At 60.1% G+C, this 11,018-nt stretch carries 13 protein-coding genes; 7 read left to right on the forward strand and 6 right to left on the reverse strand.

Annotation, left to right across the window (positions count from 1 at the left end):
- The first annotated feature begins 109 nt into the window (after nt 1-109).
- The 5 genes from G9U53_RS31995 to G9U53_RS32015 all read left to right on the forward strand — a co-directional run bounded on the left by G9U53_RS31995 (nt 110) and on the right by G9U53_RS32015 (nt 4,778).
- Nucleotides 110-991, forward strand: a complete 882-nt coding sequence (locus G9U53_RS31995) for a M23 family metallopeptidase (protein ID WP_225320456.1) — start codon at nt 110-112, stop codon at nt 989-991.
- A 32-nt stretch (nt 992-1,023) separates the two neighbouring features.
- A complete protein-coding gene (locus tag G9U53_RS32000; protein WP_011133443.1) occupies nt 1,024-1,383 on the forward strand; it encodes a BlaI/MecI/CopY family transcriptional regulator in 360 nt (119 codons plus the stop codon).
- The gene (locus tag G9U53_RS32005; protein WP_011133444.1) at nt 1,384-2,334 is read left to right on the forward strand and encodes a M56 family metallopeptidase; all 951 of its coding nucleotides are present in this window, start codon (nt 1,384-1,386) and stop codon (nt 2,332-2,334) included. It begins immediately after the preceding gene.
- A 117-nt stretch (nt 2,335-2,451) separates the two neighbouring features.
- On the forward strand, nt 2,452-4,209 hold the full coding sequence (gene ctaD / locus G9U53_RS32010) for a cytochrome c oxidase subunit I (protein ID WP_011133445.1): 1,758 nt from the start codon (nt 2,452-2,454) through the stop codon (nt 4,207-4,209).
- Nucleotides 4,210-4,238: 29 nt separating this feature from the next.
- Nucleotides 4,239-4,778, forward strand: coding sequence for a hypothetical protein (locus G9U53_RS32015; protein ID WP_011133446.1), 540 nt, complete (start codon nt 4,239-4,241; stop codon nt 4,776-4,778).
- A gap of 132 nt (nt 4,779-4,910) precedes the next feature.
- Here the strand turns inward: G9U53_RS32015 and G9U53_RS32020 are convergent, their stop codons facing one another.
- The 3 genes from G9U53_RS32020 to G9U53_RS32030 form a co-directional block, all read right to left on the reverse strand.
- A complete protein-coding gene (locus tag G9U53_RS32020) occupies nt 4,911-5,102 on the reverse strand; it encodes an antitoxin (RefSeq protein ID WP_030538021.1) in 192 nt (63 codons plus the stop codon).
- Between the two features lie 143 nt (nt 5,103-5,245).
- The gene (locus tag G9U53_RS32025; RefSeq protein WP_030538022.1) at nt 5,246-5,908 is read right to left on the reverse strand and encodes a vitamin K epoxide reductase family protein; all 663 of its coding nucleotides are present in this window, start codon (nt 5,906-5,908) and stop codon (nt 5,246-5,248) included.
- Entirely contained in the window at nt 5,905-6,561 is a 657-nt protein-coding gene (locus G9U53_RS32030) for a thioredoxin domain-containing protein (protein ID WP_030538023.1), read from the reverse strand. The genes G9U53_RS32025 and G9U53_RS32030 overlap by 4 nt, the downstream gene beginning before the upstream one ends.
- A gap of 183 nt (nt 6,562-6,744) precedes the next feature.
- On the opposite strand from G9U53_RS32030, the gene G9U53_RS32035 reads away from it, so the two are divergent.
- Complete coding sequence (locus G9U53_RS32035) at nt 6,745-7,287, forward strand: copper resistance CopC family protein (RefSeq protein WP_225320455.1); 543 nt, start codon at nt 6,745-6,747, stop codon at nt 7,285-7,287.
- Between the two features lie 42 nt (nt 7,288-7,329).
- The gene (locus tag G9U53_RS32040) at nt 7,330-8,265 is read left to right on the forward strand and encodes a cytochrome c oxidase assembly protein (protein ID WP_030538024.1); all 936 of its coding nucleotides are present in this window, start codon (nt 7,330-7,332) and stop codon (nt 8,263-8,265) included.
- 58 nt (nt 8,266-8,323) lie between these two features.
- On the opposite strand, the gene G9U53_RS32045 is transcribed toward G9U53_RS32040, so the two are convergent.
- From G9U53_RS32045 to lnt, 3 genes are all read right to left on the reverse strand, one after another.
- A complete protein-coding gene (locus G9U53_RS32045) occupies nt 8,324-9,028 on the reverse strand; it encodes a DUF305 domain-containing protein (protein ID WP_095996212.1) in 705 nt (234 codons plus the stop codon).
- A gap of 31 nt (nt 9,029-9,059) precedes the next feature.
- Complete coding sequence (locus G9U53_RS32050) at nt 9,060-9,860, reverse strand: DUF3105 domain-containing protein (protein ID WP_011133455.1); 801 nt, start codon at nt 9,858-9,860, stop codon at nt 9,060-9,062.
- 46 nt (nt 9,861-9,906) lie between these two features.
- A partial coding sequence (lnt, locus tag G9U53_RS32055) for an apolipoprotein N-acyltransferase (protein ID WP_165639922.1) occupies nt 9,907-11,018 on the reverse strand: 1,112 nt, incomplete at its 5' end.

Below are 11,018 nucleotides of genomic sequence, written 5' to 3' on the forward strand. Positions count from 1 at the left end.
CGAGAGTGTGATCTCTTGTCAACGCCCGATGAAAAACTATGCGAAATAGTAGTACGCTGACTGGGACCGTCACCATTCTGTGACCTTCCGCGACGCAAGGAATGCGATCTTGGCCCGACACCGCAAGCCCGACACCGACGATCTCGACTGCACGCTTCGGGAAAGTTACCTTTTCGGCACTCTCCACAGTGGTCACAACCTGGAGGGCGACTCGATCCGGATCTCCACCACGTCAGCAGTCGACGTTGAATCCGGCGTTGGAAGCGTTCACTCGCGACGAGGCGGCGCTCATCGCCGACAGTCCCGCAGTCGTCCTGGTGGGCGGGCCTTGGTTCTCTCTGTTGCCACCGGCGCTTTGCTCGCCGCCGGAACATCCGCTTCACATGCCTCGGCAGGGAGCGTCAGTGCTCCTGTCGAGCTCGACCAGCAACCGCTGGCACCTCTCGTCGAGCAGGCACTGGCTTCGGCTCCGGAAATTCTTCAGGTCCCCAAAGTGGCCGACCTGGGGAAGTTGGCCGAACAGCTGGCTCGAGGCACCGAACGCGACGCCGAGCGCGCTTCGAGAGAGGAGGCTGCGCGCCAGCCGCTGACGATGGCTCCAGTGAGCGGAACATTGACCTCGAACTACGGACCGCGGTGGGGGTCGACTCACTACGGGTTGGACATTGCCAATGAGATTGGTACGCCTATCGTGTCCGTGACCGACGGTACGGTACTCGAGTCCGGACCTGCGTCGGGTTTCGGACTGTGGGTCCGTATCCTGCAGGATGACGGGACAATCGGGGTCTTCGGACACATCAACGAGACTCTGGTAACCGCGGGTCAAAAGGTGCGTGCCGGAGAATTGATTGCGACGGTAGGAAACAGAGGACAATCAACAGGGCCACATCTGCATTACGAGGTGTGGCAGGCAGACGGCCAGAAGGTCGATCCCATGGCATGGTTGGACGCGCGCGGGGTACAGATCCAGCCTCCGGCCATCAGTGACTGACGCAATCGACGATTTTCGAAGGGGGAAGGAAGATGAAGAGGCTCGGCGGGCTCGAATCCGAAGTGATGGATCTCCTGTGGGATGCAGACGAGCCGCAGTCTGTGCGGGATCTGGTCGACCGCTTCGAGGGCGGCGCCCCGAAGGCATACACCACGATCTTGACCGTCGTGACGCACCTTCACGAAAAAGGTTGGGTGCAGAGGGAAAAACGAAGCCGCGCGTACATCTATTCGCCATCGCGTAGCCGCGATGAAGCTGCCTCGCTGGCCATGCGCGAATTACTCGACAACAGCAATGACTCTGTTTCAGCGCTTCTGCACTTCGCGCAAAACGTCTCCGATGACGAATACGAGGCACTGCGGCGAGCACTGGATCACGGCAAGGTTCGGTAGATGACTCTCGCTGCAGTCCTCTTTCTCGGGGCGGTGCTCATCGGAGCGTTCATGCCCAAGGTTTTGCGGCGTTTCGAATCGACCACTCTGGCTCCTGCAGCGATTCTCGCGGCATGGATCGGCAGCATCGCAGGTCTGGGGTTCTTTGCCGTATCGGCAGTAGCGATCCTTCTGTGGCCGAGCCATGCGCCGGCCGAAGGACTCTCCGAGGCCCTTGTGCGATGCTTCACTGCCTTCCAACACGCGATGGCCCCCTGGATCGGGGAAGCGCTCGCTGTCGGCGGAGTTGCGGTTACCGCGCTCATCGCCGCTCGCAGCTTGTTCTTGGCTCATCGGCAACATAAGGGCCGAGCGAAGGTCCGCGACTACCACCGTGATGTCGTATCGATCATCGCCCGCGCAGATCCGGCATCGGATGATGTTCTCTGGCTTGATCATCCGATGCCGATGGCCTACAGTGTCGCGGGACGGCCAGGGTTCGTCGTAGCGACCAAAGGTCTTTCCGATTGCTTGACCGCATCCGAGCGTGAAGCGGTGATCGCACACGAGCGGGCACACTTGCGAGGTCACCATCACCGAATCATCAGTGTGTGCGAAGTCTTCGCGAAGGCGCTGCCGTTGATCCCGCTGTTCAAAGCGGCTCCTGTTGCGGTGCGGCGGCTGGTCGAGCTAGCTGCCGACGATCGGGCCGCACAGGCCACCAGCCCCGATGCCGTCAGGTCGGCGTTGCGCGTGGTGGCGACGTCGCCGCTACCTCAGCCGGTGTGGACCCTCGGACTCGGTGACGACGAGATCTCGGTGCGCTTGGTCAGGCTGCAAGCGGATTCCCGGATTCGCGGCACCAAACTGGTCTGTATCTCTGCAGCGGTGCTCCCGATGATCGTTCCCGTCATCGCCGCGTTGACCACCATGGTCGTTTTTTCGGCGTCCGCTCATGCCCTCGTGACCTGACGGCAGTCGGAAAGGGTGGCCGAGGCGCCACCCCAACCCAAAAACTATGCAACGTAGTATTTGGGTTATGCTTCTGGCGCACACTCTATTTGCGTCTCGACAGGAAGCGGGCTGACTATGACCGCAATTGCATCACCCCCTATCCCCGCCCGGCCGTACCCCGCGCGTAGAGCGCCGAAGGGATCGGTGCTGCGGAACCTTGTGACGACGACCGATCACAAGACACTCGGCCTGATGTATTTGGTGACTTCGTTCGCGTTCTTCCTCATCGGCGGACTCATGGCGTTGATCATGCGTAGTGAACTGGCGATTCCGGGCATGCAATTCCTGTCGAACGAGCAGTACAACCAACTCTTCACCATGCACGGCACGATCATGCTCCTGCTGTACGCGACGCCGGTGGTGTTCGGATTCGCCAATTTCGTTCTCCCCCTACAGATCGGTGCGCCGGACGTCGCCTTCCCGCGACTGAACGCTTTCAGCTACTGGCTCTACCTTTTCGGCGCCCTCATCGCTACAGGCGGGTTCGTCACCCCCGGCGGTGCCGCAGATTTCGGCTGGACGGCCTACACACCTCTGAGTTCGGCGGTCAGCTCACCCGGAGTCGGTGCGGATCTCTGGATTGTAGGACTTCTCGTCTCCGGTCTCGGCACGATTCTCGGCGCGGTCAACATGATCACCACCATTGTCTGCTTACGCGCTCCCGGCATGACGATGTTCCGCATGCCGATCTTCACGTGGAACATCTTCATCACCTCCGTCTTGATTCTGTTGGCCTTCCCGCTGTTGACCGCCGCACTCTTCGCACTGCTTTACGACCGTCGCCTCGGAGGCAACATATTCGACCCCGCGAATGGCGGAGTCCTGCTGTGGCAGCACCTGTTCTGGTTCTTCGGCCACCCCGAGGTGTACATCATCGCGCTGCCGTTCTTCGGCATCGTCTCGGAAATCTTCCCGGTCTTCAGCCGCAAACCGATCTTCGGCTACAGCGGCCTGGTGTACGCAACGCTGGGTATCGCGGCGCTGTCGATCGCAGTGTGGGCTCACCACATGTACGCAACCGGCGCTGTTCTCCTGCCGTACTTCTCGTTCATGACGTTCCTGATCGCCGTGCCGACAGGTGTGAAGATCTTCAACTGGATCGGCACGATGTGGAAGGGACACTTGACGTTCGAGTCACCGATGCTGTTCTCTCTCGGATTCTTGATCACCTTCCTCTTCGGTGGTCTGTCCGGTGTACTTTTGGCCAGCCCTCCGTTGGATTTTCAGGTCACGGATACTTACTTCGTGGTCGCCCACTTCCACTACGTGGTCTTCGGTACGGTCGTGTTCGCCACGTACGCCGGTATCTACTTCTGGTTCCCGAAGATGACCGGTCGCATGATGGACGAGCGCCTCGGCAAGTGGCACTTCTGGACCACGTTCGTCGGCTTTCACATGACGTTCCTCGTCCAGCACTGGCTCGGTGCCGAAGGTATGCCGCGTCGTTACGCCGATTACCTGCCCGCGGACGGGTTCACCACACTCAATACAGTCTCGACCATCGGGTCCTTCATTCTCGGAGCATCCACCCTCCCGTTCATCTGGAACGTCTTCAAAAGCTACCGATTCGGCGAAGTTGTCACTGTCGACGATCCGTGGGGATACGGAAACTCGCTGGAATGGGCAACGACCTGCCCACCGCCGCGCCACAACTTCACCGAGTTGCCGCGCATCCGCAGCGAACGCCCTGCTTTCGAATTGCATTACCCGCACATGGTTGCTCGGATGCGGGCAGAAGCGCACGTCGGGGCCGGTCATCGGCCGGAGACGAGTTCATCGGAATCGGAGCAGGTACTTACCGCTTCCACGTCCGATGGTGACGAGAAGAAGTAGTTCGGCGACGAAGACCGATGGGAAAGTCAATGTCAACACGAACAATGCCGGTGGTCATCGTCCCGGCAACCGATGCTGCTGCTGCCGCACTCGCGGACTGGTTGATTCGAGACGTACTGCCGGCCGCTCTCGACGGCGGTGTGGCGAACCATGCTGGTGCCCGGTTGCGAGCGTTGCCGCCGGTATCTCGTCGCCACATCCGGCACCCTCGCAAACTTCGGGTTCACACCCGTCGAGTCAGCGAAGCAATCGCGGCAATCGAGAATCATCTCCAGGCCGTAGCGGGTTCGGTTGACGCAGAGCGGATCTTCACGCGTTCCGCCACTGTCCTTCCAGACCCCGTGCTGAATGCCTCAGCCAGTATCAGTGGCGCGGTGATGGATATCGGGAGTTCCGCGGCGGCGTTGGCGAATCGTGCCCTCCTTCTCGTTCCGGCGACAATCGAGTCGTCGGAAGCGGCGCTCTCGACCCGATCGAGGGTGACCGAATCCTATTACGCTCTCCTTGCGCGGCTGTGGCACAAAGATTTTGACGCGAGTATCGTCATTCCTCCGCAGATCGAACCCTGAGCGCTCCTCGCTTCGGTGTGCTGTCACGAGGGGGGCACACCGAAGTGAGATTGTTCGCGATCTCGACGCCGATTCTCAGTCGTACGGCGCGGCGACCAACGAGCAATCAGTGCGGCACGGCAAAGAGAGCAGCTACTTCTTCGGAGGAATTGCTCTCTTTGCTGCAAGCGCAGCCTTCTGAATCTGGCTGGTCAGTTTTCCGCCCGTCCTGGCTTCGGCAGAAGCGGCAGTTTTGTCGATTGCATTTTCGATCTTGTCTGCGTTCTTCGAGGCAGCCTCCTTGCCTTTGTCGACTAACGCTTTCGCTGCACCCATGAGTTTCATGGTCGTCTCCTTGGTCTGGCCTCAATCGCCGATGGTCGAGAAGATTGCGGATCTAAAAACTAAGATCCATAGTAGTTGCGTTAAGGGGTGACTGCTCGCGCAACTACCGAGGTCGACGGCGTCGGCGGATTCTCGTGAGACTCTCAGACCAGCGTCGACCAGTAGGTCCAGAATGCGTTGAGAATCATGCTCGCGACGGACAAGACCCAAATAGTAGGCACGAGCGTGTGATTCTTGGTGCCGACGGTCACGATTCTCGTCACGGTTCGAGAGGAGGCTGAGCGGCTACGGGTGCACAGGTGCAAAGTGGCGTACCACAGGGCTGTCATTGTCACCACCCACACGAGCATGCAGTACGGACACAGTGCCTGGATTCTGTACAGGCTTTGGAATATCAGCCAGTGAACCAGCACCGCGCCGGCGAACAATCCGATGACGATACAGCGCCAATACCATTGAGGCAGTGCGTTTGTTGCGACGAGGGTCACGATTCCCGTGGTCAGCAAGACGGTGAACCCGACTATGCCGAGGATCGAGTTCGGGAAACCGAAGATCGACGCCTGGGGAGAACTCATCACCGATCCACAGCTGAGGACGGGGTTGATGCTGCAGGACGGGCGGTATGAGGGATCCACGAGAAGCTGAATCTTCTCAATGGTCAGAATCAGAGACGCCGCCAACCCGAGAGCGCCAGTAGTAACGAGAATCCATCCGGTCACAGAGGCAGAGCACACTTTCGGATGCGCGCCGACAGATGAAGACGCTCCGGCATCAATCTGGGTGCCGTGTGAACCCGTCGATGTCATTGGGACAGTGCTGCGTCGATGCGAGCGGTGAGATCGTCGTACGTCGGCATCGACGGCAACTGGACGCCGTTGAGGAACAGTGTGGGCGTGCCCTGCACTCCCAGGTCGATTCCTTCGTTGAAATCCTGTTCGACACGTTCGGCGACCGCCGGGTCGTTCACATCCGCGTCGAAGGCTGCCATGTCGAGTCCCAGATCCTGTGCGAATGAACGAAATACTGCTTCTTGGGACTCGGACGACTCGCCCCACTGGGTCTGCGTGTCATACATCCGCTGGTACATCTCGACGAACTTCCCTTGCCGGGACGACGCTTCGACCACTCGCGCCGCGAGTCCACTGTTCGTGTGACTGGGAATGGGAAAGTACCGTACACCGAACGTGATGCGGTCAGCGTACTCAGCACGTATCCGCTCCATCGTCGGATACATGGCCAGGCATGCCTCGCACTCGAAGTCGAGGAATTCGACCAGAACGACGTCGTTGTCCGGCGCAGTGGACAGCAGGTGTGTGTCGTCGCGAAGAACCGACGCGCCCGAAGCCCCGGCGTTGGTGGTCTCCGTCGCGCTGCGGTTGCCGAGCAACAGTGCGCCGAGGACGACAGCGAAGACAGCTACCAGGGCTATCGAGAATTTCGCGTTGGTGGTCAACTTCATGGATCCGCCTACCTGATCGGAGTTCGTCGATGCGTGCAACCTCCCGGCCACCACACAGCCCTGAATACTATGCAACATAGTAGTCGGAGGTATTGTCTCAGCGAAGTGCGGTGTGCATCGATCGCCGGACTCCGCACCTCGATGGTGTGAGCCGAGTAGGAGGAACAGATTTTGAGGCGTGCAATGGTTGTGCTGCTGGTGGCTGCGGGGTGTGCGCTCATAAGCGCAGGCACCGCGCAAGCACACAGTGCACTGGTCGGATCGACTCCATCCGCCGACGCAGTTCTCGACACTGCGCCGAGTTCGGTGGAATTGGTTTTCAATCAGGAGATTCAGACGAGTTTCGCGAACGTGACCGTCAGTGCGGCCGACGGGACGCAGGTCGGAGCCGGGGAGCCGTCGGTGCAGGGAGAGCGCGTTTCTCTCGTGACGACCGGTCAGATGTCGTCTGGCACTTACACCGTTGGTTACCGGGTGATCTCTGAGGACGGACACCCGATCACGGGGTCGTACTCCTTCACCTTGAACGCGGCGACGAACAATGCGGCGCCGCTTCCCGGAGGTGCAACACCTCCGGCAACTGTTGCGCCGTCGGCGGCGACCGCCGATGCCGACTCCGACGACGGATCCCCACTGTTGTTGCCGATTCTCGGTGGCGCAGTGGCAATCCTGTTCGTGATCGGGATGGTCATCGTTCTCCGCGGAGACAAGCGCTCGAAGCGCTGAGATTTTACAACACAGTACGAGCGGGGAGGGACAACGTAGGTGATGGACTGGATACGTTTACCCGAGGCCGTGCCTTCGTTCGGAGCAATGGTGGGGTGGGCGCCGCAGCCGCTCCCGGTCCTACCACTGATCGGAGTCCTACTGGCAGCGTGGTACTGCTGGGGTGTCTACCGGGTGACGGCTTCCGGTCGGGTGTGGCCGTGGACGAGGACGGCGAGCTTCCTCTTCGGCTGTATATTGCTGATCCTGGTCACGGGGCTCGCCGTCGAGGGCTACGGGTACGAACTCTTCAGTATCTGGATGTTCCAGCATTTGACCTTGTCGATGGCGATTCCACCACTGCTGGTTCTCGGCAGTCCAGGTCTGCTTCTGCTGCGCTCCACGCCTCATGCAGGTTGGGGAATTCCGATCCTCAAGCTTGCATTGACGGCACTCAGAAGCCGGACGGCGAAGATTCTGCTACACCCCGGCGTCACGATTCCGCTGTTCCTGTTCAGCTACTACGGCATTTACCTCTCTCCGGTGTTCGACCTGGTGGCGTCGTCCTGGGTCGGTCACACGGGCCTGGAGGTCTTCTTCCTGGCCACTGGAGTGTTGTTCATCGTTCCGGTGCTCTCATCGGGGCCGTTGCCCGTCAAGCAAAGCAACCTGGGGCGATGTTTCGACCTGTTCGTCGAAATGCCTCTCCATGTTTTCATCGGCGTGATCCTGATGATGGCAACCTCGCCGCTTCTGAGTACCTTCACCAATCCGCCGGCGTCCTGGAACGTCGATCTGATGGCCGATCAACAAATGGCGGGGGCTTTGGCATGGTCGTACGGAGAACCGGTCGCGTTGATCATCATGGTGGTTTTCGCGATGAGGTGGAATCGCGACGAGACCCACACCAACGCCGCCGTCGACAAAAAGGCCGCCAGGGACGGTGACGTCGATCTCGAGGCATACAACGAGTTCCTCAAAACCCTCCCACGTCGATGAATTTCGCAGAATTCGGTAACCCCCGGTTCAGCAGATGCGACGGCGGGTGAGAAGAGTGTCAGTTCATCGGAATCGGTTGGGCGCCTCGCATTGCGAGCAGTTCTCGCAATGCGGTCGATTCGGCTTGCTGTGTGGCGGCGATCTGTCGCGCAAGATTTGTCACGACGGGGAGATCGGCATTGTCGGCGGCGTATTGGGCCATCGGAATTCCCCCTTGATGGTGGCGCAACAGCAATTGCAGATAGCGAATTTCGAATGCCGGCCCTGTCAGCGCGCGTAGTTCCGCGAGTTCGGCAGGAGAAGCCATGCCGGGCATCACAGCTGACGAATTTGTGCCGGAATCATTTTGTCCGGTGCTCATGCCGGGCATCGAGTGATTCATCGCCGAGGTAGTCGAGGGCATCCACTCCATGTATTCGCCCGTGCCCCGGGCTGGTCGATCCCAGAGGGACAACCACCCCTGCATCATTCCTATCTGACTTTGCTGAGTAGTGACGACGTCGTAGGCGAGCGTACGGATGGCAGGGTCGGCTGTGTTCATCAGTGCGAGGGATGACATCTCGACCGCTTGCCCGTGGTGAACGGACATGTCCTGCGCGAAGCCGACCTCTACTGCGCCGACGGCTGGGGCGCTCTGCGAGGTGTTTTCGATTCGTCCCTTTGCCCACAGTCCGATGACGATTCCGACCAACAGGGCGATGACAACACCGAGAACCAACGCTGTGGGCCTCGTGTCACGGCGATTGCCCGATGAATCGGACATCGACTCGGTCTCAATGGGTACCGGAGCGTGTTCAACCATTGCGGCGTTCTCCCGTGATCGCGGGCGTCGGTGTGGCCGTTGCCCCGGGGAGACCAGTTGCTGACTGCTCCGATGCTGCGGGAATCGCATCAGGGCCTGGCGGAGATGCGTCGAAGGGGGAAGGAGCCTTCGGGTCGAATCCGCCGGGGACGGTTGCACAGCTGGCCCCGACCTCCGGATGGGTGTTCGGGTTCTGTTTGAGGGAGGTGACGAACTTTGCGATACGGGGGTCGTCGACGCTGTCGACTTTGAGTTGGTGCCCCCACGATTGAATCGAAACAGGTGAATCGATGCCGGGGAACGGTGACATCAGAGAATACGGTTCACCATCTACTTGGGAGGCAAGGGCATCGACGTCGGACGAGTTCAAGGAGTCAGGATCGTAGGACACCCAAACCGCGCCGTGCTCGAGTGAATGCACCGCATTCTCTGTGCGAATCGGCTCCGGGTAGACGATGCCTGTGCACGTTGCCCAGTACTGATCATGCGCTCCGCCCAAAGGCGGAGTTTGATCGTATGCCACACGCTGAGGCGCTTGGATATGATTGGCGGCAGCATATTCGATTTCGGTCACCCCCTCGATCGACTTCGACGGGTCCGGGTTGTCCGCGCTCGGAGCGTATTTTTGCGCTTCGGTTCTCTCGATGGCCTTGGGCACCATGTTGTAGGCGATGACCGAGACCAGGCCGGCGATAATCAGGACTGCGATCGATATCGACCACGGAAAACTTCGGCCACCGGGCACCCCACCGCCGCGGGGGCGGGGTGTGTTCTTCTTGCGGTTCTTCGACATTGGTGGACTCGTTCCCTTGCGCGCTGGCACCGACACTGAATTACTATCAATCATAGTAATTCATGGTTTCGTTCTTCTGCCGAGACAGAAGCGGTACGCGCCCCCGAAGAGATGCGGCAGCGAGAGAAAGGACGATCACCGCCAGGGCGATCTCGGGAACCGCGCCCAGACGTGTTGCCGGTGTGAGATCGGAACGCAGGGCGATCTCGTCGGTCAATGCTTGTGCTGTGAAGATCTCACTCTGTTGGCGTACCTCTCCCGTCGGCGTGATGATCGCACTGACACCGCTGGTCGCGGCGATCAACACAGTGCGACCGTGCTCGACTGCCCGCACCCGCGACATGGCCAACTGCTGAAAGGTCATCTCCGTCCGGCCGAAGGTCGCATTGTTGGTGGGAACCGCGATGACGGTGGCTCCCGCCTGGACCGACTCGGTCACCAGATCGTCGAAGGCCACCTCGTAACACGTGGCAACAGCTACCTGAACTCCGTTGAGGTCGACGACACCGTTCCCGTTCCCGGCAACGAAATTGCCCGCAGAATCGGCGTACGACGACACTGCACGAACGATCGATCGGAGCGGCAGATACTCCCCGAACGGCACGAGTTGTCGTTTGATGTGTTGCTGGCCAGGGCCATCCGTGGGATCCCACACCATGACACTGTTGATCGAGGTGCCCGCCTCACCTACGAGAACCGTACCGACCAGGATCGGTGCCCCGATCGAACGGGCTGCTCGGTCCAGTCGCTCTGCCGCATCCCGATTCACCAAAGGATCTATATCCGAAGCATTTTCGGGCCAGATAACAAGCCGTGGCCGGGCTACGCGACCCGCCGCGACATCGGCAGCGAGCTGCTCGGTGCGAGCAACATGATTGTCGAGCACCGCTCGGCGTTGGGCGTTGAAATCGAGGCCGAGTCGCGGCACGTTGCCCTGAACGACGGTCGCAGTGACGACCTCGTCAGGGGCGGCACCGGGAGAACCGGTCACCAATGCACTCACAAAGATGAGGACGATGCAAGCGCCACCCTTCGCCAATGCTTGCCATCGAACATTCAAGGGCCCAGCCAGTGACCAGGCGATGAGTGTTCCGATCAGTGCAGTCACGAAGGAAAGACCTGGCGCCCCCGCGATCGAAGCCAACGGCAGCAGCGGGC

Origin of the sequence: Rhodococcus sp. D-46, from assembly GCF_011290655.1 — a bacterium.
In the GTDB taxonomy this organism is placed as follows: Bacteria; Actinomycetota; Actinomycetes; order Mycobacteriales; family Mycobacteriaceae; genus Rhodococcus_F; species Rhodococcus_F qingshengii.